This is a genomic window from Flavobacterium sp. N1736 (assembly GCF_025947065.1).
In the GTDB taxonomy this organism is placed as follows: Bacteria; Bacteroidota; Bacteroidia; order Flavobacteriales; family Flavobacteriaceae; genus Flavobacterium.
Genome location: NZ_CP109994.1, coordinates 3506743 through 3530207, shown reverse-complemented (window position 1 = coordinate 3530207; position 23465 = coordinate 3506743). Strand labels below are relative to the sequence as shown.

Here is a 23465-nt window from a genome sequence, read left to right as displayed (position 1 = left end):
AGATTTTTAGACTAACTTAGACTTCTTAGATTTGAACATTTAATCTAAGACATTTGAAGATATAAAAATCTAAACAGCTAAATTCTAAGAAGTCTAAAAATCCAATAATCTAAGAAGTCTAATTAAATGATCAACAAACGTCTTTTAATCAAAAACTTACTCGCTCATAATGACGAGAGCAGTTTTTATGATAAAAAAAGACAGTTGAATCTTCACACGCGTGAAGGAAAAGGAAAATTCCTGAAACACATTTGTGCACTTTCAAATTCAAATCCAACCAATAATTCTTATATTGTAGTTGGTGTTGAAGATCAGGATAATGAAATTGTAGGCGATGATTTTTTTGATGATAGCCGAATTCAGAATCTGGTTAATGCTTTTTTAGAAAATCCGCCTAAAATTCAATACGAGAATGTGCCATTTCCGAATCTTCCCAAAGATAAAGTAATTGGATTGGTGACGATTAAACCAAAAAACAAAGTCTCGTATTTTAAAAAAGGAATTCATACAATTGTTGCCAATAGCGTTTTTGTGAGGCGCGGCAGTAATTCGATTCCTGTTGAAGGTAACGTCGAGAAAAATTATCAGAATACAGAAACCGTAATTGGAATTGAGAATAGTTCCCGAAATAGTATTCAGTATACATTAGACGGCGTTATCGATTTTATGAATTTCAGGCATAAAGATATGTCGCCTAAATATCATGTTTTTAAAGAATTATTTGTGATTTGCTGGGCTGGAGTTCCCAAAAAATCCCGTGATAAAACTTTTCTTTCCCGTGTTGATATTGAATTAATAAACGAACAAATTAAACTTTTTTATTCGGCTCTGGATGTTGTTACGATTCTTTTTGATGATGATAGTTTTACGATAACGGAATATGTTCCGTTGGGGTTAAATGACAAAACGAGTTATTATCCTCTAGAAGAACAAACAATTCGTTTTTTTGATAACGGCTACTATAAAATTGACCGTAAAATACTTTTTGAACCGCCGGAATTTAACAGGCCAATGTTATACCATATTTATAATTCGAATATGGCATTGCTTCAAAAACTGCAAAAAGGTTCTGTTTTATCGGAACGGGAACAAAAAGATCTGGAAAATCTTCCTTCAACTTTTATGATTTGCCATTTAAATGGTTTCGATGATGCCAAACAAAAACTAATTGATTCAAAATTGCTTTTAAAACCTTTTCCACAAGTTTATTTGTCTTTTAAAGAAGCACTTAGGATTTTGAGGAAAATGAAATATGATGTTCAGTGAAAGGGAGGTTCAAAGAGGCAAAGGTTTAGAAGCCCTAAGGTTTTTTGAATTGCCCTCCAGCTTTAGCTGGAGATTTATTAAGCATAATTTTCAATAAATACGTTTTCAATTTTTTTTAAGTTATCATTTTCTTCAAATTGCAAATGACTCATTTCATTATTATAAAATTTCTCTATAAAAAGCTTAATAATGTACATAACTTCAGATCTGTTATCACTATTACTCAAAAGTTCTTTGACTAAATAATTGCTTAGTTTTAGCTTTTGATTTCTATATTGATTTAACATCAAAGCAGAGTCAGAATCTTTGTGTAAAATAAGCATTTTATCAACCTTGTCTATTTCTTCTATTAAGTCTAAAATATGATATAATTTGTTATCTTTCATTTGATGTAAATTAAAATTTTATTTCCAAAAAGCCTTTTGATAACCTATTTCCTCTAATTCTTCTTGTTTTTGTAAATCTATCCAGCCAATATGCTTTGTCACTTACATATCTAAAATTATTAATATGATTTTGGGGATAAATCTCAATTATATAAGCATCGACACCATAAATAATTTCTGAGTTAGGATATTTGAAATTATCTAACTTCGAACCTAATTTTGAAACAATTGAATAATCTAAAAATGTTACTAAATCAATATCTCCCGGATTGTTCTTTTGTGTTACATAAGATCCGTTAATCCATTGATGCAACTCGTCTAAATTACATACTTTTTTGAAATCCTCGTTATATTTAACATAAGCTTCAAAAATTTCTCTTCTTTTAGTGGAAGGAATTTTTAGAACAAATTCATTTTCCAATTCTTGAATTGTTGAGGTAATTTTATTATCGGGCACTAACAACCCTGAATGATTAAAGGTTAACATATGGGAAAATTAAAATAGCACCAAATGTAAGAAAAGGTTTTGTGTTTTGATGTGTAAATGTTCTTGAGATTTATTGATATTTCAAATATTTACTAACTTGCTCATAAGGAAATAAAATTTCTTTTGGACCATCAGCGTATGATGCGGCTTCGTAAGAGTTGTAATAAAGAAGCAAACCTTCTTCGGTATAAAAAATATTTTGTGGTAAGTGAAATTTGTCGTTTTCAAACATTAAGCCTGTTGCATTAATATTTGCTTTTGGTGGGATTTTATATTTTTTGCGGAATTCTTTTTCGGCGAAAGCCATAAATTCTTTCTCGTTTTTAAAAATCTGATCGGTAAAAATGGTTTTTCCTGTTTTGGGATTAAATAATAAAGAACGATAACCCTGATAACCGTGAGCGCCGCCGGTAAACGTATAATGATCTAATTTTATATTTATAATTTGCTCTGATTCGAATTCGACATCTCCTTTAATTTTTCCTTCCCAGCCAAATGTCTCGCTCGGAAATTTTTTATGCATTTCTTCGTATGAAGCAATAAAAGATGTTGCTAATGTATTATAATCACTGAGTTTTAAAGGTTCTTCTCCAAAATAAGCAATTTCTTTGATGACTAAAAAAAGTTTTTTATTAATGCTGTCGGCAACTACAGGAATATTTTTTGCCACAGGAATTTCGATCGTAATTTGCGGGCAATCAATTTTGCATGGAATGGTAGATTTTTTTTCAAATGTTTCATTATCAAACGAAAGCTCTTTGTTACAGCTAATGAATATTACAAACAAAAAGACTAGAAAAGTATACTGTTTCATATCTAAAAGTGTTAATTATATACAAAGGTAAGAAGTTGTATCAGGATTAAAATAAATTAAACGGTAAATTTGTAATCTAAAACAGAGTTTAAAAATCGTAACTATATGAAATTCAATACTAAAGTAATACATGGTGGTCAGCATCATGATCCAAGTACGGGAGCTGTTATGCCTCCGGTTTATCAAACTTCAACTTATATTCAGACAAGTCCGGGGCAGCCTTTGGGTGATTATGAATATAGCCGGGCATCGAATCCAACGCGTACGGCATTAGAAAATGCTTTGGCGAGTATTGAAAACGGTACTCGCGGATTGGCTTTTTCATCTGGATTAGCAGCGACAGATTGTATTTTAAGATCGTTTAAAGCCGGAGACGAAGTTATTGCGATGGATGATTTATATGGCGGAACATATAGAATGTTTTCGAGAATTTATAAAGATTCAGGAATTAAATTTCATTTTGTTGATATGACCGATATTGCAAAACTGAAATCATTAATTAACGAAAACACAAAACTGATTTGGGTTGAAACGCCAACAAATCCGTTAATGAAATTAGCTGATATTGCCGAAATTGCAAAAATTACCAAGGAACATAAAATTTGGTTTGCTGTAGATAATACTTTTGCGACGCCTTATTTGCAAAAACCTCTTGATTTAGGAGCTGATATTGTAATGCACTCTGCAACAAAATATTTAGGAGGACATTCTGATGTTATTGCCGGAGCTTTAATTGTAAAAGATGAAGCTTTAGGAGAGCAATTGCATTTTCAGCAATTTGCTACAGGCGCAACACTTGGACCAATGGATAGTTTTTTGGTTTTAAGAGGAATTAAAACACTTTCGTTACGTGTACAGAGACATTGTGAAAACGGAGAAAAAGTGGTTGAGTTTTTAACAAAACATCCAAAGATAAAAACGGTTTATTATCCCGGATTGCCAAATCATCCGTTTCATGAAATTGCCAAGAAACAAATGAAGGCTTTTGGCGGAATGGTTTCTTTTACTTTTGTTTCAGGCAAAAAAGAAGATTCGATTTCATTTTTAGAAAAATTAAAAGTTTTTACTCTGGCAGAATCTTTGGGCGGAGTGGAATCTTTGGCCAATCACCCGGCTTTAATGACACATGCTTCTATTCCGGCAGATAAAAGAGCTGAGGTTGGTATTACCGATGATTTAGTTCGATTGAGTGTAGGTATTGAAGATGCAGAAGATTTAATAGCCGATTTAGAACAGGCTTTGGCATAAAAAATAGTTCTCAAATAAAAAATCCCAAATTTCAATCTTTATATTGGAATTTGGGATTTCTTTTATGTTGTAATTTCTTTAAAATTCTAAGTAGTAAATATATCCTACGTTGAACCAAACTTGCGAATCGTTCGATTTATTTTCTTTGTAAAGATCTTTGTTTGGATTTAATCCGTCAACCCAGTCAGAGTTGAATCCCTGATAACGGATATCAAACATTAAATCACTCATTTCAGATAGTTTATAATGAACCCCAACTCCTGTAACTACAGATAATACAACTCCGTTTTCACTTGAAAAACCATGGGCACGTCCATCAGAAGGAGTAAGGTATTTTCCAAAAGTGGTTGCAGGAAGTCCTAACGGACCTAATTTTGAGCCTACTTTCGTTGAATAGTAACTTACCTGAAATCCTAAACTTAGGTACGGGCTAAAGCTGCCAACCGAGTTTTCGTAATCATGAATTTTTATAAAAGAAAATTCTAATTGAGATCCAAGATTTACTAAAGTTGAGCTTCCGGTCATCGCTCTAAGATGTTGGACAACTCCTTTTTGTTCTTCTCTTTTAACCCATTCACCAAAATGATGCAAATTTGTTTTGTTGAAGGATAATTCTGATCTAACTTTAAAATGTTCCGTAAAGAAACTTTCTCTGTTATTATTGGCAGAAAAATTAATAAAGTGAACTATTCCTATACCGAAACCAGTGTTTCCAACATTGGTGTCCATATCGTGTCGTTCTCCATAATCAGATTGAAAAGATACGGGTCCGAATATTATTCCTACTTCTTGTGCTAAGTCTGATTGGGCAGATACGGTAGAAGTGATCGCAAAAAAGGCGAATAATGTGAGTATTATAGGTTTAAGCATGGTATTTGGGCTTTCAAATCTTGGCAAATATATAAAAAACATGCACGATTCAAAATATTAAATTAACGTATTAAAAAATTAGTAACAAAATACTTAATTTGTTAACTTTAATTATAATGTTTTGAACTAAATAGACTGGTGGTAAATGCTATATTTAGGAATGTTTGCAAAAAATACAATTCATTCTTTAGAATGAAAAAAAATAACATTCAGTAAGCATTTTGTTATATCTTTGTCTGTTAAAACGAAAACGTTTTCTTAAACGTATTTCCTTATTTATAGTGCTAAAATTTAAATATTTACTTGAATAATTTATTTCAAAATGGAACAAAAAATTAATGAGTTTATGGCTCTTGTTGAGTCAAAAAATCCAAACGAGCCAGAATTTCTTCAAGCCGTTAGAGAATTTGCAGAAACGGTAATTCCATTTATTGCAGAACGAAAAAAATATGATGGAAAAAACTTACTTCTTAGAATTGCTGAGCCAGAACGCTCTATAATTTTTAGAGTTCCATGGGTAGATGATCGAGGAGAAATAATTGTAAACAGAGGTTTTAGAATTCAAATGAACTCTGCAATTGGTCCTTACAAAGGTGGAATTAGATTTCATCATACTGTAAATCTGTCTGTTTTAAAATTTCTTGCTTTTGAACAAGTTTTTAAAAATAGTTTGACAACACTTCCAATGGGTGGTGGAAAAGGAGGTTCTGATTTTGATCCGGAAGGTAAGTCTGATGGTGAAATCATGCGTTTCTGTCAATCGTTTATGACTGAATTATGCCGCCATATTGGTCCTGATTTAGATGTACCTGCCGGAGATATTGGTGTTGGTGCAAGAGAAATTGGATTCTTATTTGGTCAATATAAAAGAATCAGAAATGAATTTACAGGTGTTTTAACCGGTAAAGGACTTGCTTATGGTGGTTCACTAATACGTCCTGAAGCTACAGGATACGGAGTTGTTTATTTTACAGATCAAATGTTGCGTACAATCGGGCATGAAATTAAAGGTAAAAGAGTAGCAATTTCAGGATTTGGAAATGTGGCTTGGGGAGTAGCTTTAAAAATAAATGAATTAGGCGGAAAATTAGTTACTATTTCTGGTCCTGATGGTTATATTTATGATGAAGAAGGAATCTCTGGAGAAAAAATCGAGCACATGGTCGAAATGAGAGCTACAGGTGATAACAGAGCCGAAGTTTATACTAAGAAATATCCAAATGCTGTTTTTCATAAAGGAAAAAGCCCTTGGGAAGTAAAAGTAGATATCGCTATTCCGTGTGCAACACAAAATGAATTGACCGGAGAAGATGCTAAAAAATTAATTGACAACGGTGTTTTATGTGTAACTGAAGCTGCAAATATGCCTTCGACATTAGATGCTATTAAATTATTTTTAGATAATAAAGTTTTATTCGCACCAGGAAAAGCGGCAAATGCCGGTGGTGTTGCTGCATCTGGTCTTGAAATGACACAAAACTCAATTCGTTTAAACTGGACAAGTGAAGAGGTAGATTTGAGATTAAAAGATATCATGGTTGGAATTCACAACCAATGTAAAAAATACGGTATGGGCGAAGATGGTTATGTAAACTACGTAAAAGGAGCAAACATTGCCGGATTTGTTAAAGTTGCCGATGCTATGCTTGCACAAGGTGTAGTATAATTTCAATAAAAAAATTTAAAAGCCTTCATTTTTCGTAAAGAAAAATGGAGGCTTTTTTTTGCCGCAAATTTGTGGTTAATCGTAATTAAGAGATTTTTTTCTTAATTGTTTAATGGTTTAAAAAAGAACTTTATTTAAAGCAGAACAAAAATCAAATACTTTCGTTTGTAGTATATTTGTCTATCCGAATACGTTTAATATGATGAGAAGGTTTCTGTATATTTTGTTTTTTCTTTTAATGCAGTTCAGTTTTGCACAGAATAATTTATCCTGGCAAGGCTATTTTTCGTTTAACGAAATAAAAGATATTTCAGAAAGTTCTACCACTGTTTTCGCTGCTTCAGAGAACGCTTTGTTTTCTAGAAATAGTGCAACAAACAGCACTAAAACGTACACTACGGTTGATGGACTTTCAGGACAAACAGTTTCGGCAGTATATCATAGTGAAGCCTTTAAAAAAACCATTGTTGGTTACGAAAACGGGATGATCATTGTCATCAATGAAACCGACGGCAGCATGTTAAAAAAGGTAGATATCATTAACAAACAATTATCTCCCAGTATTAAAAAAGTCAATCATTTTATGGAGCAAAACGGTTTGGTTTATGTTTCTTGTGATTTTGGTATTGTACAATTTAATTTAACCACTTTGCAATTTGGCGATACTTATTTTATTGGCGATAACGGAGCTGAAATTAGCGTAAAACAAACTGCCTTTTTTAACGGATTTATTTATGCGGCCACTTCAAGCGGTATTAGACGAGCCAATAGTACAAGTACTAATTTAATTGATTTTAATCAATGGTCAATTGTAAATTCAGGCAATTGGTCAAGTGTTGAAACGCTCGATACAGAACTTATTGCCATTAATTCTGTTGGATATATTCACCGATTTAATTCGAATACTTTTGTGGGGTTTTCACAACTTCCGCAGCTTTCAACAGATATGAAGGCAAAAAACCATAATTTGTTTATTACAACAGCAAGCGCAGTTTATGTATACAATAATAAAATGATGCTAACTCGCCAAATTACGAATACAGAGGTTTTTGATAATACTTTAACTCTTACTTGTGCAACAGCTGTTGGAAATTTAATTTACATCGGAACAAAAGAAAATGGTTTGTTTACGTCATCTCTTTCTGGTGGATCCTCTTTTGATAACATCACGCCAACAGGTCCAACCCGAAATAATATTTTTTCATTAGGTGTAACTCCAAATAGTGTTTGGGCAGTTTATGGAGATTATGATTTGACTTACAATCCATATCCTTTAGATAGTTATGGTATTAGCAAATACACAGCCACAGGCTGGTTAAATATTCCTTACGAAAATGTTTTTGATGCAAAATCAATCGCTCGTATTATTGTTAATCCAAACAATGAAAATCAGGTTTATGCAAGTTCTTACTTTTCCGGTTTATTAAAATTAGAAAACGATACGCCGTCCATTTTATATACTGAAAAAAATAGCAGCCTGGAAAGTTTAAAAGCCGACAACTACAATCTGATAGATATTCGTATAAATGCTACTGCTTTTGATAAATCAGGAAATCTCTGGATTACCAACAGTCGTGTTAAAAACGGATTGAAAGTTTTAAAAAGCAATGGGCAATGGGGAAGTTATTCCACTACAGTAATTCTTGATAATGATGAAGACAGCGATTTTGGGAGTATTGTTATTGACAAAAACAATATCAAATGGATGGGCACCAACAGAGACGGAGTAATTGGCTATAATGAAAGTACAAATACATTTAAAAAAATGACTTTTGGCGAAGATGCCGGAAATTTGCCCAGTATAGATGTTCGCGCATTAGCAATTGATACTAAAAACCAGCTTTGGATTGGTACTACAAAAGGATTAAGAGTGCTGTCAAGTGTGAATAATTTTCAAAACGAAAGCCAGTTAAAAGCAAATCCAATTATTATTATAGACGATAATCTGGCTCAGGAATTATTGTATGAGCAGTTTATCACTTCGATTGTAGTGGACGGTGCCAATAATAAATGGATTGGAACGTCAGATTCAGGAGTTTTTATGGTTTCGCCAAACGGTCAGGAAACTAAATATCATTTTACAATAAATAATTCTCCTTTGCCAAGTAATAACATTAACGATATTAAAATTGACAGCGCAACCGGCGAAGTTTTTATTGCAACCAATAAAGGCTTAATTTCTTTTAAAGGAATTGCAACCGGAGCCAATGAAGATTTAAACAGCGTTTACGTATACCCAAATCCCGTTCGTCCTGAGTTTACCGGAACGGTGAAAATTGCAGGTTTATTAGATAAAGCAAATGTAAAAATTACAGATATTACCGGTAGTTTAGTTTATGAAGCTACTTCGGCAGGCGGAACAATCGAATGGGACACTACAGCTTTTGGAAGATATAAAGTGGCAACCGGCGTGTATATGATTTTTATTTCGGCGCAGGACGGAGGGGAAACTAAAGTTAAAAAAGTGATGATTATTCGTTAGTATTTTAGTCGCAGTTTTCAGTCTCAGTCACAGTTTTCAGTGTTTGTCATTGCGAGAAACGAAGCAATCTCAGTTGCTGAATCAATTGTTAGTGTGGTAGCTTCGGTCCTCGCAATGACAAGTGTCATAAGTTTTCAAAAAATCTAAAATCTAAAATCTCAAGTCTAAAATCTAAAATTCTATTTTGTTAGTCAAAACCAAAGCAATCGTTATTTCGGCACTAAAATTTCAGGAAAAAAGCTTGATTGTAAAATGTTTTACACTTTCAAACGGACTGAAATCTTATTTTGTGCGTGACGCTTTTTCGAGTCGGAAAACCAGTCAGAAGATTGCTTATTTTCAACCATTTTCAATATTAGAAATCGAAGCCGTTCATAAAAATAAAGGAACTTTAGAAAGTTTCAAAGAGATTAAAACGGCAGTTCCTTTTCAAACCATTCATACCGATATTGTAAAAAGTACCATCGTAATGTTTCTGTCAGAAATGCTGCATTATTCTATTCAGGAAGAAGAAAAAAACGAATCTTTATTTAATTTTTTAGAAAGTGCATTAATATGGTTTGATCATCATGATGAAGTTTCAAATTTTCACTTAATATTACTTTTAGAAGCGACAAAATATTTGGGTTTTTATCCGGATAGTTCTGAGATTGATTCGCCTTATTTTGAAATGAACGAAGGCGTTTTTACCTTGTTTCATGGTATAAGCGCTCTGACAGAACATGAAACAAACCTGTTTAAAAAATTAATTGACCTAAAATTTGACAATGATCAAAAGGTATTTCATGTCATTGAAAGACAAATCTTACTAAAGATACTAATTGACTACTATAGTTTTCATTTAGAGGGATTTAAGCGACCAAAATCACTAGATGTTTTGAGGGAAATTTTTTCTTAATTAAATGATAAATTATATATATTCGCAAACGATTAGTGAGATCAAAAATTTGCCCATACTTAATTTATTAATTTTATAAACAAACAACTATGAAGAAAATTACATTTTCGATTATTCTGCTTTTCCTGGTTGCCTTTTCGGTAACTGCTCAAAGGAAATATGACGAAATAATCACCACAGAGAACAATGTTCAGGATATTGTTCAAAACGAAATAACAGGAATTGTTGTTTTTAAAGAAGGTGGAACTGTAAAAGGTTTAGATCCGGAAACAAAAAAAATTGTCTGGACTTTGACTAAAGAAGATTTCGGTACAATTACTTCTAAAGACATATTAACTGATCCTGATTTTGGAAATATGTTCAAAGACAAAAGAGACTTAACAACCGTTTCAGGAAGTCCTTATGTTGAAGCTTACATCAATTCAAAATATCTAATTATCAATACTGATACAGGTAAAGTTGTATACAATTCTTCTAAAGAATCTTTTTGGGTATTTCAATCAGATTTTATTCCTGAAACAAATGAATACCTTCTTACTTTGAAAAAAGACGGAGATATGGCAATCGCTTTATTAGATATGGCAACAGGAGAATTAAAATGGACTACAACTGTTGACAAAGCAAAAGCAATGATTAGTTTTTCTTTGAAATTATCTGCTAATACAAATAAAGCAAAAATTAACGGAAACACTGTTTATTATTTACTTTACGGTAATTTATATTCTTTTGATAAAACGACCGGAAAATTAAACTGGAAAGCTGCTGAGGAATACACAAAATTCTATGAAACACAAAACGATAAAAATATTGTTGTAGTTAACGCTGCAGGTTTATTTTCGAATAAACAATATTTAAATGTTTTAAGTACAGATGACGGAAAAAGTATCTGGAAAGAATCTATCAAAACTAAACAAGTTGTTTATTTAGAAGATTGGGGAACAAAATTATTAGTGGCTCACAATAGTGGTTTCAACTTTTTTGATTTAAAAACAGGAGAAAAAATCTGGAAAAAAGATGCACGTGGAGATGGATTGAAAAGAGTAATTCCTATCGATCAGGATTTCTTGTATGTTGCAGAAAATGAAATGATGTTGATTAATAAAGATGGAGAAAAACTTTGGAAAAAATTCATCGAAATTTCTGATGACAAAGAAGATCCAATTTATTATTTAGGAAAAGTAGGTGAAAAAGTAATGTACTTAACGGGTACTTACGGAAACATGGTTGATTATAAAACCGGAGTTAAACTTTGGAAACGTAACATCAATTTTGATAAAAGCCGTCCGGTTTTGCCAGCTTATGATGAAGCAGCAAATGCTTACTTAGTTTACAATGACGAGAAGTTATACAAATTTGATCCAAGCATCAATGATAAACCAGAGCCTTTCGCTAAAGTAAACATCAAAAAAGAAAAAGAATTAAACAGCATCGAATTATTTCCTTGGGGAGTTGTACTTTCTGGACCGGTTGAGGTTATGGGAGTTAACTTAGACGGAACTGTAAAATACCACCACGTATATACACAACCAGGTGAAGGAACAAGACGTTTAATTAAAAGTGCTGCAATTGTAGGTAGCATTGGGTTAGGAATTGGTTCTGCAGCAAGTGCTGTACAAGGTTCTGAATTAACAATGACATACCGCGATTCTGAAGGAAACATGAGATCTACAGTTCTTAAAGAAGAGAATAAATCTAAAATGAAACAATCTGATAATATGGCAGCAGGTTCTGCAGCTTTAGGATTGGTAGCAGCTAAATTTAACTCTCGTTTCAACGCAATGAAACAAAACAGAGATTACTCTTATATTTTTGCAAAAGCAGATACCGGAGAAAAAATCCTTGTTAAAGTAAGTAAATCTGATGGAGTTGAAGTTGATAAAATTATTTTCAACAACAACAAACCACTTTATGAAATAGATCCTGCAACACAAAACATTTTTTATGTGTCTGACAAGTCTATTCAAATTTTCAATAAGAAATAATACTAAAACACAGAAAGCCATCAGGATTTACTTCTGATGGCTTTTTTTTTGCCTATGAAAAAAACTTTACTCCTTATTGTTTTGCTTGCAATTACCTCAATTCAGGCGCAAGAAAAAATAAGCTCAAAAAAGAAGAAATTTTATATCCCCGTAGTTAAATATTCAGAATTTCCTGCTCTTGATAATGCCTTAACGCAAACTACTTTTTATCAAATGGATAAAGAGTTGATACAAGAGGAAATTATTTTAAAGAAAAAGTATTTTAACATAGAGGGCTTTATAAAAGATCCTGCAAATGGAAAACTAAAAATTTACTTAACCATTGCATTGCCTAAGTTTAATGCAACAAAAGTAGATAGTACGTTTGATAAGAAAAAGAATAACTGGCAATTTCAGGTTTATTCTAATTATGATGTAAGAATAAAAGTTGATGCCAGATGTGGAGATAAAATGTTATTTACTCAGGATTTTAATAGCATAGAATCACATATCGTTGGAGGTACATACGAAAAAGGCAATGTAAAAGTTGCTGTTGAGTTAAGTAATAAAAGAAGCGCACAAGCCGAAAAGGATAATGATTATTCTGCACAAGAGTTAGGGATTGACAATGTCATTTACCATTCTGTAGATCGAATTGAGAGTTTTCTAAATTATAAATTAGGTTATTACATCGATGAATCTAAAATAAAGTTTGAATTTGTAACTTCTAAAGGACATTCTGAATACAATCAGATGCTCGCCTTTGAGAATGAAATTACAGCTCAGATGGGAAAAGTAACTCTTGAAAAAGGTTTAGATGAAAAGCTGCTAACGCCACATTTGCAATATCTGGAAAGTTTATTGGTAAAATATCCTCCTTCGCCCTTAAACGAGAACATTCGGTTTATTGTAACCAACAATTTGGCAGAGACTTATTTTTTACTTGAAAACACAGAAAAAGCATTAATGTATGCCAATTTATTAGTCGAAAACGATAAGCAGGATTCGAGAGGATCTACAATTATTAAAAAAGTAAATAAAGGTTTTTTTGCTGATAAAAAAATAAGAAGCCACACGACCCGTTTTGCCGATCTTAAAAAGTTAGGTCTTAAAATTGCCGAAGAAAAAGAGGAGAAAAGATTGGCTTTCTTTGAAAAAATCCAACAACAGGATGCAGAATGGGAAATTGAAAAATCGAATAGAGAAGCAAGTGTAGAGAAAGCGAGAATACAAAGATTTAATATGCTCGATTCGATTCCTTATCAGTTAAATGCTCATTTATTGGCACAGGTAGTTGCTAATTTAGGCGGAAGCGATGCATTAAAGAAAGTCGAAAAAGCACATTTGTTTTCTAAACTTAAAATTGAAGGAAATAATGTGCCTCAAACAGAAGAAAAATGGGCAACGAACTCTAATTATCTTCTTAGAAAAAAACTACCGGAAAGTTATTATGAGATTGTAAATGGAGCCGAAGCATGGAGTCATGACGATCGTGAAAGCGGTTTAAATGCAAAATGGACAAAATTAACAGCTTATGATTTTAGTAATTTGTCTAAAAATGTGGATTTAATAAACTTTCTTACTGATTTAAGACTTGATTTGTGGAATAATTTTGAAGTTTTACCAGATGAAATGTACGAAGGAAGAATGTGTTATCATTTGAATTATTTTGAAAAAACATTAAGTACCGGAAACAGAACAATTCCTAAAACAGATTATCATGTTTTTATTGACAAAGAAAATTTTAACATCGTTTCTACCGAGAAAACAGAATTTGATAACGGAAACAAGAGTTTCTTCGAAAGAAAACTTTTTGGCGATTATCGTCCGGTTGCAGCATTAAATTCAGGAAAAATTCCATATAAGATAAATTATGAAATTGAAGATTTTAATGGTGAAACTATTTTTCAGGAACAAAGAGAAAAAATCGAAGTAAATCCTGTGTTTGGAAATCGAATTTTCATGAAAGAAGTATATTTCGGCGGATTTAAGTAATTGTTACCATTGTATTAAACAATATTTAGAATCGATTGGTTTTGGTTTATTTGCTCAGAATTTTGAGAATAATATCAGAAACTAATCGATTCTTTTGTTTTTGTACTTATTATCTCAACAAAAGTTTGTGAAATTTCAAGAAATAGATGGTCAATAATTCAAAATTTCTTACTTTCGCACCTCGTTTAAGAAAAGGATAAAATGAGTACAAAATTTACTGAATACAAAGGACTTGACTTGCCAACAGTAGCGTCAGAAGTTCTTGATTTTTGGAAGAAAGAAAATATATTTGAAAAAAGTGTAACAACCCGTGAAGGTGCTGAGCCTTATGTGTTTTTTGAAGGTCCGCCTTCGGCAAACGGATTACCGGGAATTCACCACGTGATGGCACGTGCGATTAAGGATATTTTTTGCAGATATAAAACTCAAAAAGGTTTTCAGGTAAAAAGAAAAGCAGGTTGGGATACACACGGTTTACCTGTAGAATTGGGTACCGAGAAAGAATTAGGAATTACAAAAGAAGATATTGGTAAAACAATTTCTATCGAAGAATATAACGAAGCGTGTAAAAAAACCGTAATGCGTTATACGGACGTATGGAATGATTTGACCGAAAAAATGGGGTATTGGGTAGATATGGAAGATCCGTATGTTACTTATAAACCAAAATATATGGAATCGGTTTGGTGGCTTTTAAAACAAATCTACGATAAAGGTTTGTTGTACAAAGGATACACAATTCAGCCGTATTCTCCAAAAGCAGGAACAGGATTGTCTTCACACGAAGTAAATCAGCCTGGAGCGTATCGTGATGTTACTGATACTACGATTGTAGCACAGTTTAAAACATTGCCGGAAACATTGCCTTCATTTTTGCAAGGTTTTGGAGATATTCACATTTTAGCATGGACGACAACGCCTTGGACATTGCCATCGAATACAGCTTTGACAGTTGGTCCAAAAATCGATTATGTTTTAGTGAAAACATTCAATCAATATACTTTTGAACCTGTAAATGTTGTTTTAGCTAAAAATTTAGTTGGAAAACAATTCGGGAAAGGATTTTTTGCAAGCGAAGACGATGCTGATTTCGAAAAAGTAAAAAACGGAGACAAACAACTTCCGTATAAAATTTTAGCAGAAGCAAAAGGAATTGATTTAGTTGAAATTCGTTACGAACAATTATTACCATATGTATTGCCTTATCAAAATGCTGAAAATGCATTTAGAGTAATCGCAGGAGATTTTGTAACTACAGAAGACGGAACAGGAATTGTGCATACCGCGCCAACTTTTGGTGCAGATGATGCTAAAGTTGCCAAAGAAGCAACGCCGGAAATTCCGCCAATGTTGGTTTTAGACGAAAACGGAACCGCAGTTCCATTAGTAGATTTACAAGGAAAATTTACTTCGCATTTAGGAGAACTTGCCGGTAAATATGTTAAAAACGAATATTACGACGAAGGACAAGCACCGGAACGTTCTGTTGATGTTGAAATCGCTATTCGATTAAAAGAAGAAAATAAAGCCTTTAAGGTTGAAAAATACGTACATAGTTATCCACACAGTTGGAGAACTGATGAACCGTTGTTATATTATCCACTAGATTCATGGTTTATTAAAGTAACCGATGTAAAAGATAGAATGTTCGACCTGAACGAAACTATCAATTGGAAGCCTAAGTCTACTGGTGAGGGACGTTTTGGAAATTGGTTGAAAAATGCCAACGACTGGAACTTATCTCGTTCTAGATATTGGGGTATTCCGTTGCCAATTTGGAGAACTGAAGATAAAAAAGAAGAAGTTCTTATTGGTTCTGTTGAAGAATTATACAATGCGATCGAGAAATCTATAGAAGCCGGTTTTCAAAAAGAAAATCCATTTAAAGGTTTTGAAATCGGAAATATGTCTGAGTCAAACTATGATTTAATCGATTTACATAAAAATGTAGTGGATCAAATTACTTTAGTTTCGGCTTCAGGAAAACCAATGAAACGCGAAAGTGATTTAATTGACGTTTGGTTTGATTCTGGAGCAATGCCGTATGCGCAATGGCATTACCCTTTTGAAAACAAAGATAAAATTGACGAGAATAAAGATTTTCCTGCGAACTTTATCGCCGAAGGTGTTGATCAGACTCGTGGATGGTTTTATACCTTACACGCAATCGGAACTTTGGTTTTTGATAAAGTAGCGTATAAAAATGTAGTTTCGAATGGTTTGGTTTTGGATAAAAACGGACAAAAAATGTCGAAACGTTTAGGAAATGCAACAGATCCTTTTGAAACAATTGCAGAATACGGTCCTGATGCCACACGTTGGTACATGATTTCAAATGCAAATCCGTGGGATAACTTAAAATTTGATCTTGAAGGAATTGCTGAGGTTCGCCGTAAATTCTTCGGAACTTTATACAACACTTATTCATTCTTTTCGTTATATGCCAATATCGATGGGTTTAAATATGCTGAAGCGGAAATTCCGTTAAACGAAAGACCGGAAATCGATCAGTGGATTATATCTGAATTACATACATTAATAAAATTTGTTGATGAATGTTATGAAGATTATGAGCCTACAAAAGCAGCAAGAGCTATTTCTGATTTCGTTCAGGAAAACCTGAGTAACTGGTACGTTCGTTTATGCCGTCGTCGTTTCTGGAAAGGCGAATATGCACACGATAAAATTGCAGCTTATCAAACGCTTTATACTTGTCTATTAACGATAAGCAAGTTAAGCGCTCCAATAGCTCCTTTTTTCATGGATAAATTGTACCGCGATTTAACAAGTTCAACGCAATCTGAGCAATATGCCAGTGTTCACTTGGCTGAGTTTCCAAAATTTGTCGAAAACTTTGTTAATAAAACGTTAGAAAGCAAAATGCAGAAAGCGCAAACGATCTCATCTTTGGTTCTTTCGCTTCGTAAAAAGGAAATGATTAAAGTACGTCAACCATTGCAAAAGGTAATGATTCCGGTACTTGACGAGAATCAGAGAGCTGAAATTTTAGCTATTTCCGACTTAGTAAAAGCAGAAGTAAATGTAAAAGAAATCTTGCTTTTGGATGATGATTCAGGAATCTTGGTAAAACAGATCAAACCTAATTTTAAAACTTTAGGACCACGCTTTGGAAAAGATATGGGATTGATTTCTAAGGAAATACAAGCTTTTTCGGCAGATCAGATCAATGAGTTAGACAAGCAAGGAACGCTAGATATTGTTATTGCTGGAAATAATGTAACTTTATCATTAGAAGATGTCGAAATAACATCTCAGGATATTGAAGGATGGCTGGTTGCAAATTCAAACGGAATTACAGTTGCGCTTGATATTACAATCTCTGAAGAATTAAAAAACGAAGGAATCGCAAGGGAATTGGTAAACAGAATTCAGAATATCCGTAAAGATTCAGGATTTGAGGTTACCGATAAAATTAAGGTTCAAATACAAAGAAGCGGTCTTTTAGAAGAGGCGATTCTTAAAAATGAAGACTATATAAAGTCTGAGACATTAACAGACAATTTGGTTTTTGTAGACGCTTTAGAAAACGGCACAGAAATTGAGTTTGATGACATTAAAACAGTGATATTAATTTCAAAATAATATAAATACCATGATAGATGAAATTACAAGATACTCTGACGCTGATTTAGCGGAGTTCAAAGAAATAATTCAAAATAAAATACAAAAAGCACAAGCCGATCTGGATTTAATAAAAAGTGCTTACATGAATGATTTAAATAACGGAACAGATGATACTTCACCAACATTCAAAGCTTTTGAAGAAGGAAGTGAAACTATGTCTAAAGAAGCAAACTCACAGTTGGCTATCAGACAGGAAAAATTCATTCGTGATCTTAAAAATGCATTATTCCGTGTAGAAAATAAAACATACGGTATTTGTAAAGTAACAGGTAAATTAATCAGTAAAGAAAGATTGAAAATTGTACCTCACGCAACTATGAGTATCGAAGCAAAAAATCTACAACGATAACATATAAGAACGCTCCTTTTTAGGGGCGTTTTTTTATTGTATTAAAAAGAAAGAATTGCTTTTGAGGAAAAGTCTGCTTTAAAAGGAAATTTTCAGACTGAAGTAATTTGAAGTAAATGCAAAAACAATTTAGAACTATCTTAATTTTATGGATAGTTCTAAATTATCTTGCTTGCTTAGGCAAGGTTTTTTTCCAGATCTAATTTATGTTTTCTTAAAACAGCTCTTGTCATTCCTAAATTAGCTTTAGAAGCATCTGCTGCAAGATAAATCATGAATTTCTTGTTTGGAGAAATGTCGATAATGTGTATTTGATTTGAAAGAGTAATCAAAATATCTTCGATATCCTGATTTAAATTTAAGGCTTTTACAGCATTTAATTTAGCTTTTACTACTTCCAGGTTGTAAGCTGCTGCCAGTTCAGGATCAAATGCAGGATCAACTGTTAAGTTACCAAAACTTAATCCGGTTTCAATTTCTGTTACAGCTACAGCTATAAAACCATTTACGTTGGTTTTCATTTCATTTAAAAACACATTTAAAAAGTCGTTACTCATAGTTTGTGGGGTTTGTTGTTAATAGATGTATGTTTATTTTAATAGGGAATTTTTACTGAGTTCTGCTGAAAGCTCATCCGTCGTTCGCATTAATAATCCGAGATTACTTCCGTCTTTTGAAAAGGCAACTATAAAATTTGTGCTGTTTATTTTATTGCCGATCACAACTCCTTCATTTGTCTTTAAAAACAATTGTTTTAAAGAACCTTTTTCTAAATCCAGTAAGAATTTTTCACTCATAGATAAAATTGCAGCACTCATTGCGGCAATACTATCACCATAATCAATATGCAGAGATGTGATAAGTTTTCCTTTTCCGTTTAAAATCAAGGCAGCTGTAGATTTTGTTGTAACCAAATAATCGTTGAGAGTAGATGTGATTTCATTCATTTTGGTAAAATTGAGAAGTTGTTAAAAATTGCTCATATCAACAATCTATTTAAAAGAAACATGCTTATTCCGCTTAAACAAGTGTTAATTTTATTAACAAATATAAATTTTTTTATGTATCATTGTATGACAAAACCAATAATAATTTTATTTTTTTACTATAAAAAACTTACATTATGGCTAAAGTGCTGAAATTCAAAGATGTGAACTCTGATGTTGAAAATAGAATGAAAGAGTTTGAAAAGATGAGACTTAAACTAAAATCTCAAATTGATAAAGACGCAACAAAAAAAGGCAATGCAGGAAAAGAGGGCAAAGGATTGCTTAAATCTATCTCCGGTTTTTTTGCTGACAGCCCGAAAACAGCTACCAAACCTGCAGCCAAAAAATAGATATTATATTTTGTTTAACAATTAAGCTGCAATAGTTCATTTTATTGCAAAAGAATTAACGTTCCATAAGGAGCGTTTTTTTTGATTAAATTGTTACTTTTGCGCAACAAAAATTCATAAAATGTCATTACGAAAAGCGTATTTCCTTATATTTTTAGTTCTACTTGTCGATCAGATTTCAAAAATCTATGTAAAAACCAACTTTATTCTTGGAGAAGAAGTGCCTGTTTTTAACTGGTTCAAAATCCATTTTATAGAAAATGAAGGAATGGCTTGGGGAACAAAAATTCCCGGGGAATACGGAAAACTTATTCTGACTGTTTTTAGAATTTTTGCTGTCTTCGGAATTGGATATTGGTTATCTGATGCTATTAAAAAACGTCATTCAACTTATTTGATCGTTGCAATTGCATTGATTTTTGCCGGAGCAGCCGGAAATATTTTAGATTCTGTTTTTTACGGAGTAATTTTTGACGACAGTACACACAACTTAGCAACACTTTTTTCGCCACATCCTTACGGAACATGGTTTCATGGTTTAGTGGTTGATATGTTTTATTTCCCTATTTGGGAAGGTAATCTTCCAGCCTGGCTTCCAATTTTTGGAGGGAAACACTTTATGTTTTTCAATGCTATTTTTAACGTAGCTGATATGGCGATTTCTACAGGAGTTGGTATTTTGCTTGTTTTCAATAAACGAGCATTTCCAAAACACTAAGATTTTTTTAAATTCAAAAATAAAATTCCAAATTCCAATATTTGAGCGTGCATTGCATGCAGATATTGGAATTTGGATTTTTTGTTTATTGTGATTTAATATTTTATTGTACTATTTTTACAATACTAAAACCAAACTTATGCAAAGTCCGTCTTTCTCTATTTATGATGCATCTGCCGGTTCGGGAAAGACCTATACTTTGGTCAGAGAATATCTTAAAATCATTCTTTCGTCGCCTAAAAACGATGCATATCGTAATATTCTGGCTATAACTTTTACCAATAAAGCGGTTCATGAAATGAAAAGCCGTATTGTTGGCAGTTTATCTGAATTTACAAAAGACGAACCTTCGGCGAAAGCCATGGATTTAATGGAGGATTTGTCGCGTGAAACAGGACTTTCATTAATTAAAATCAAGACAAAATCTCAAAACATCATAAAGCATCTTATTCATAATTATGCTGCTTTTGATATTTCTACCATAGATAAATTCACACACAAAGTGATTCGTGCTTTTGCGCATGATCTTAATTTACCCATGACTTTTGAGGTTACTTTAGATACCGAAAATTTATTGGTCGAAGCAGTTGATGCCATTATTGCACAAGCCGGACAGGATGAAACGCTGACTAAACTGCTCATCGATTTTACGATGGAAAAAACCGACGACGATAAAAGTTGGGATGTTTCGCGTGAAATTCTTGAAACCGGAAGATTAGTTTTGAACGAAAACAACCGAAATGAAATCTCGCATTTTCATGATAAAACAATTGAAGAATTTGTTGTCATAAAAAAGAAAATGACGCTTTTATGTGCCGATATAGAAAAAGAAAATGCAGAATATGCTTTAAAGCTTCTTTTGTTAATTGAAAAAAACGGAATTGACTTGAAATCATTTTCAAGAGGAACTTTTCCAAATCATTTAGAAAGCATTCGTGATGGTAAATTCAATCCGAGAAATAAAACTTTTCATGAATTTCATGATATCGCCATTAATAAAACGGCTAAAGACAGAGCGTTAATCGAAAATTTAATTCCGGAGTTGCTTCAAAGTTTAGGCAAAGTCTATAAAAATTTTGAAAAACGAGATTTTTATAAAGCATTCTTAAAAAATATTACCCCGCTTTCTTTGCTAAATACCGTAAGTAATGAATTGGCTAAAATACAGTCCGAACAAAATATTTTGTCGATTTCAGAATTTAATGCCATTATTCACCGTGAAATTCAAAACCAGCCTGCGCCTTTTATTTATGAGCGTTTGGGCGAAAGATACCGTCATTTTTTTATAGACGAATTTCAGGATACTTCTGAGATGCAATGGCAAAATTTAATTCCGCTAATCGATAATGCGCTTTCCGGACAGGATGATTTAGGAAATAAAGGAACATTAATGATTGTCGGCGATCCTAAACAATCTATTTATCGCTGGCGCGGAGGAAAAGCAGAACAATTTATTGAATTGAGTAAAGACATAAATCCGTTCAATAACCCGGATAAATTAATCAGGCATTTAGATACTAACTACCGAAGTTATAGCGAAGTAATTGATTTTAATAATGCTTTTTTTAAATTGATTTCGACTGAATTTTCTAATGAAGATTATAAAGATTTGTATGAAAATCACAGCCATCAAAATTCAAATGCTAAAAAAGGAGGTTATGTAAATATTTCGTTTCTTCCAATAATCGAAAAAAATGATTTTGCAGATGAAGAAGATGTAGTCGAAAAATCAGATTTATATGTTTTGGCTACTTTAAATACAATTCAAAATGTTGTTCGTGAAGGTTTCGAATATAGAGATATTGCCATCTTAACCCGTAAAAGAGATCAGGGAATTGCAATTGCAAATTATTTGACAGAGCAAAACATTCCGCTTTTATCGTCAGAAACTTTGATGATTCAAAACGCGACCGAAGTTCGTTTGATTGTTCATTTGCTTAAATATCTCAACAATAGTATCGATCTGGAAGCAAAAGCTAATTTCCTCCATTTTTTAGGAAATACCAAAGAAATCGAAATACCAATTCATGATTTTATTGCGCAGGGAATGGCGCAGAAATTTGAGAATGATTTCGAAAAATGGCTTTTATCGTTTGATGTTTCGCTTTCTTTTGAAGATATTCGAAAAAAATCGTTGTATGAAGCTGTAGAAATCATCATTTCTAAATTTGTTCTTCCTTCAGAAGGAAATGCTTATGTACAATATTTTCTGGATATCGTTTTGGAACGTGACATTCGTAATCAGGCCGGAATCGCTGATTTTTTGAGTTATTGGGATAAAAATGCACACAAGTTCAGTATTCCGTCTCCGGAAGGAAATAATGCAGTTCGAATTATGACCATTCATAAATCGAAAGGTTTGGAATTTCCTGTTGTGATTATGCCGTTTGCCGAAGAAGATTACAGCAGAAAACCAAAAGATAAATTATGGCTCGATGCAGAAGATGCTGATTTAGGTGTTCCAAAAGCATTGATAGATAATAGCAGCGCTGTGGAAGGTTTTGGAGAAAGTGCTTCGGCGGTTTTTAATTTAAAAAAACAAGAAGAATTACTCGATAATATTAATGTTTTGTATGTTGCGTTAACACGCGCCGAAGAACAATTGTATGTTATTTCTCAGTCATTACTTGAGAAAAAAGACGGAGAATTTCCGAATAATATGGCTTCTTTTTTTATTAAATATCTAATGCATAAAGGAGTTTATGATTCGGAGAAATTAGACTATGAATTTGGAAATAAAAAGAGACTTTCTGTTCCCGGCGAAACATTGAATTTGGTAAAAACAATTCCTGTTGTTTCAGAAGTTTTAAATCCTAAAAACATCAAAATTGCTCAAAGAGAAGCTTTAATGTGGGGAACGCATCAGCAGGAAGCAATCTCTTATGGAAATATTGTTCATGAGATTTTAGCTTTTATAAAAGATAAATCAGATGTTGATCTGGCGGTGACAAAAGCTCTGGAAAATGGCTTGATAACTTTTGATCAGAGCGAAAAAGTACTGCAGACACTTCTTGAAATAGTGAATCATCCTGAATTAAATATTTGTTTTGATGGAAAAAACAGTATTTTCAATGAGCAGACTATTGTACAAAAAGAAGGTAGAATTTTAAAACCGGATCGAATTGTTCTGACTCAAAATAAAGAAGCGTATTTGTTAGATTATAAAACTGGCGCAATAAATTCAAAATATACAAGGCAAATTCAAGAATATCAGGATGCAATTGAGGATTTAGGATACAAAGTGTTAAAAAGGGCTTTGGTGTATATTGGAACCGAAATCGATGTGGTAAATTTGTGATAAAATTAATCAGATGTTAAAGGATTAATAAGGTTAACTTGTT

The 23465-nt window shown here is 32.7% G+C and carries 17 protein-coding genes and 1 pseudogene; 12 read left to right on the top strand and 6 right to left on the bottom strand.

Annotated features, from left to right (window positions below; genetic code table 11):
* The first annotated feature begins 126 nt into the window (after positions 1-126).
* A complete protein-coding gene (locus OLM54_RS15095) occupies positions 127-1266 on the top strand; it encodes an ATP-binding protein (protein WP_264535401.1) in 1140 nt (379 codons plus the stop codon).
* Positions 1267-1343: 77 nt separating this feature from the next.
* Here the strand turns inward: OLM54_RS15095 and OLM54_RS15090 are convergent, their stop codons facing one another.
* The 3 genes from OLM54_RS15090 to OLM54_RS15080 form a co-directional block, all read right to left on the bottom strand.
* The gene (locus OLM54_RS15090) at positions 1344-1652 is read right to left on the bottom strand and encodes a hypothetical protein (protein ID WP_264535400.1); all 309 of its coding nucleotides are present in this window, start codon (positions 1650-1652) and stop codon (positions 1344-1346) included.
* A gap of 10 nt (positions 1653-1662) precedes the next feature.
* Positions 1663-2139, bottom strand: coding sequence for a DUF6932 family protein (locus OLM54_RS15085; protein WP_264535399.1), 477 nt, complete (start codon positions 2137-2139; stop codon positions 1663-1665).
* A gap of 70 nt (positions 2140-2209) precedes the next feature.
* Positions 2210-2953: a DUF3298 and DUF4163 domain-containing protein gene (locus tag OLM54_RS15080; RefSeq protein WP_264535398.1), complete on the bottom strand. Its 744-nt coding sequence runs from the start codon at positions 2951-2953 to the stop codon at positions 2210-2212.
* A gap of 102 nt (positions 2954-3055) precedes the next feature.
* Here OLM54_RS15080 and OLM54_RS15075 point away from each other — a divergent pair.
* Positions 3056-4201, top strand: a pseudogene (locus OLM54_RS15075) (cystathionine gamma-synthase); the annotation flags it as partial.
* Between the two features lie 78 nt (positions 4202-4279).
* Here OLM54_RS15075 and OLM54_RS15070 read toward each other — a convergent pair.
* Positions 4280-5071, bottom strand: a complete 792-nt coding sequence (locus OLM54_RS15070) for a THC0290_0291 family protein (RefSeq protein ID WP_264538571.1) — start codon at positions 5069-5071, stop codon at positions 4280-4282.
* 322 nt (positions 5072-5393) lie between these two features.
* On the opposite strand from OLM54_RS15070, the gene gdhA reads away from it, so the two are divergent.
* The 7 genes from gdhA to OLM54_RS15035 all read left to right on the top strand — a co-directional run bounded on the left by gdhA (position 5394) and on the right by OLM54_RS15035 (position 18067).
* A complete protein-coding gene (gene gdhA / locus OLM54_RS15065) occupies positions 5394-6737 on the top strand; it encodes an NADP-specific glutamate dehydrogenase (RefSeq protein ID WP_264535397.1) in 1344 nt (447 codons plus the stop codon).
* Positions 6738-6936: 199 nt separating this feature from the next.
* On the top strand, positions 6937-9219 hold the full coding sequence (locus OLM54_RS15060) for a T9SS type A sorting domain-containing protein (protein WP_264535396.1): 2283 nt from the start codon (positions 6937-6939) through the stop codon (positions 9217-9219).
* 184 nt (positions 9220-9403) lie between these two features.
* The gene (gene recO, locus OLM54_RS15055) at positions 9404-10117 is read left to right on the top strand and encodes a DNA repair protein RecO (protein ID WP_264535395.1); all 714 of its coding nucleotides are present in this window, start codon (positions 9404-9406) and stop codon (positions 10115-10117) included.
* Between the two features lie 89 nt (positions 10118-10206).
* On the top strand, positions 10207-12099 hold the full coding sequence (locus tag OLM54_RS15050; RefSeq protein WP_264535394.1) for a PQQ-binding-like beta-propeller repeat protein: 1893 nt from the start codon (positions 10207-10209) through the stop codon (positions 12097-12099).
* Positions 12100-12153: 54 nt separating this feature from the next.
* Positions 12154-14073 (top strand): hypothetical protein, encoded by a 1920-nt coding sequence (locus OLM54_RS15045; RefSeq protein ID WP_264535393.1) that lies wholly within the window; start codon positions 12154-12156, stop codon positions 14071-14073.
* 201 nt (positions 14074-14274) lie between these two features.
* Positions 14275-17676 (top strand): isoleucine--tRNA ligase, encoded by a 3402-nt coding sequence (gene ileS, locus OLM54_RS15040; protein ID WP_264535392.1) that lies wholly within the window; start codon positions 14275-14277, stop codon positions 17674-17676.
* A 10-nt stretch (positions 17677-17686) separates the two neighbouring features.
* Positions 17687-18067: a TraR/DksA family transcriptional regulator gene (locus tag OLM54_RS15035; RefSeq protein ID WP_026983623.1), complete on the top strand. Its 381-nt coding sequence runs from the start codon at positions 17687-17689 to the stop codon at positions 18065-18067.
* A gap of 176 nt (positions 18068-18243) precedes the next feature.
* On the opposite strand, the gene OLM54_RS15030 is transcribed toward OLM54_RS15035, so the two are convergent.
* A complete protein-coding gene (locus OLM54_RS15030) occupies positions 18244-18624 on the bottom strand; it encodes a hypothetical protein (protein WP_264535391.1) in 381 nt (126 codons plus the stop codon).
* A 33-nt stretch (positions 18625-18657) separates the two neighbouring features.
* Complete coding sequence (locus OLM54_RS15025; protein WP_264535390.1) at positions 18658-19014, bottom strand: roadblock/LC7 domain-containing protein; 357 nt, start codon at positions 19012-19014, stop codon at positions 18658-18660.
* A 176-nt stretch (positions 19015-19190) separates the two neighbouring features.
* On the opposite strand from OLM54_RS15025, the gene OLM54_RS15020 reads away from it, so the two are divergent.
* The 3 genes from OLM54_RS15020 to OLM54_RS15010 all read left to right on the top strand — a co-directional run bounded on the left by OLM54_RS15020 (position 19191) and on the right by OLM54_RS15010 (position 23422).
* Complete coding sequence (locus OLM54_RS15020; protein WP_264535389.1) at positions 19191-19406, top strand: hypothetical protein; 216 nt, start codon at positions 19191-19193, stop codon at positions 19404-19406.
* Positions 19407-19527: 121 nt separating this feature from the next.
* Positions 19528-20124: a lipoprotein signal peptidase gene (locus tag OLM54_RS15015; RefSeq protein ID WP_264535388.1), complete on the top strand. Its 597-nt coding sequence runs from the start codon at positions 19528-19530 to the stop codon at positions 20122-20124.
* Between the two features lie 139 nt (positions 20125-20263).
* The gene (locus tag OLM54_RS15010; protein WP_264535387.1) at positions 20264-23422 is read left to right on the top strand and encodes a UvrD-helicase domain-containing protein; all 3159 of its coding nucleotides are present in this window, start codon (positions 20264-20266) and stop codon (positions 23420-23422) included.
* Positions 23423-23465: the final 43 nt, after the last annotated feature.

Coding starts and splice junctions, on each gene's coding strand:
- OLM54_RS15095 (WP_264535401.1), top strand. CDS start 127: ATGATCAACAAACGTCTTTTAATCAAAAACTTACTCGCTCATAATGAC.
- OLM54_RS15090 (WP_264535400.1), bottom strand. CDS start 1,652: ATGAAAGATAACAAATTATATCATATTTTAGACTTAATAGAAGAAATA.
- OLM54_RS15085 (WP_264535399.1), bottom strand. CDS start 2,139: ATGTTAACCTTTAATCATTCAGGGTTGTTAGTGCCCGATAATAAAATT.
- OLM54_RS15080 (WP_264535398.1), bottom strand. CDS start 2,953: ATGAAACAGTATACTTTTCTAGTCTTTTTGTTTGTAATATTCATTAGC.
- OLM54_RS15070 (WP_264538571.1), bottom strand. CDS start 5,071: ATGCTTAAACCTATAATACTCACATTATTCGCCTTTTTTGCGATCACT.
- gdhA (WP_264535397.1), top strand. CDS start 5,394: ATGGAACAAAAAATTAATGAGTTTATGGCTCTTGTTGAGTCAAAAAAT.
- OLM54_RS15060 (WP_264535396.1), top strand. CDS start 6,937: ATGATGAGAAGGTTTCTGTATATTTTGTTTTTTCTTTTAATGCAGTTC.
- OLM54_RS15050 (WP_264535394.1), top strand. CDS start 10,207: ATGAAGAAAATTACATTTTCGATTATTCTGCTTTTCCTGGTTGCCTTT.
- OLM54_RS15045 (WP_264535393.1), top strand. CDS start 12,154: ATGAAAAAAACTTTACTCCTTATTGTTTTGCTTGCAATTACCTCAATT.
- ileS (WP_264535392.1), top strand. CDS start 14,275: ATGAGTACAAAATTTACTGAATACAAAGGACTTGACTTGCCAACAGTA.
- OLM54_RS15035 (WP_026983623.1), top strand. CDS start 17,687: ATGATAGATGAAATTACAAGATACTCTGACGCTGATTTAGCGGAGTTC.
- OLM54_RS15030 (WP_264535391.1), bottom strand. CDS start 18,624: ATGAGTAACGACTTTTTAAATGTGTTTTTAAATGAAATGAAAACCAAC.
- OLM54_RS15025 (WP_264535390.1), bottom strand. CDS start 19,014: ATGAATGAAATCACATCTACTCTCAACGATTATTTGGTTACAACAAAA.
- OLM54_RS15020 (WP_264535389.1), top strand. CDS start 19,191: ATGGCTAAAGTGCTGAAATTCAAAGATGTGAACTCTGATGTTGAAAAT.
- OLM54_RS15015 (WP_264535388.1), top strand. CDS start 19,528: ATGTCATTACGAAAAGCGTATTTCCTTATATTTTTAGTTCTACTTGTC.
- OLM54_RS15010 (WP_264535387.1), top strand. CDS start 20,264: ATGCAAAGTCCGTCTTTCTCTATTTATGATGCATCTGCCGGTTCGGGA.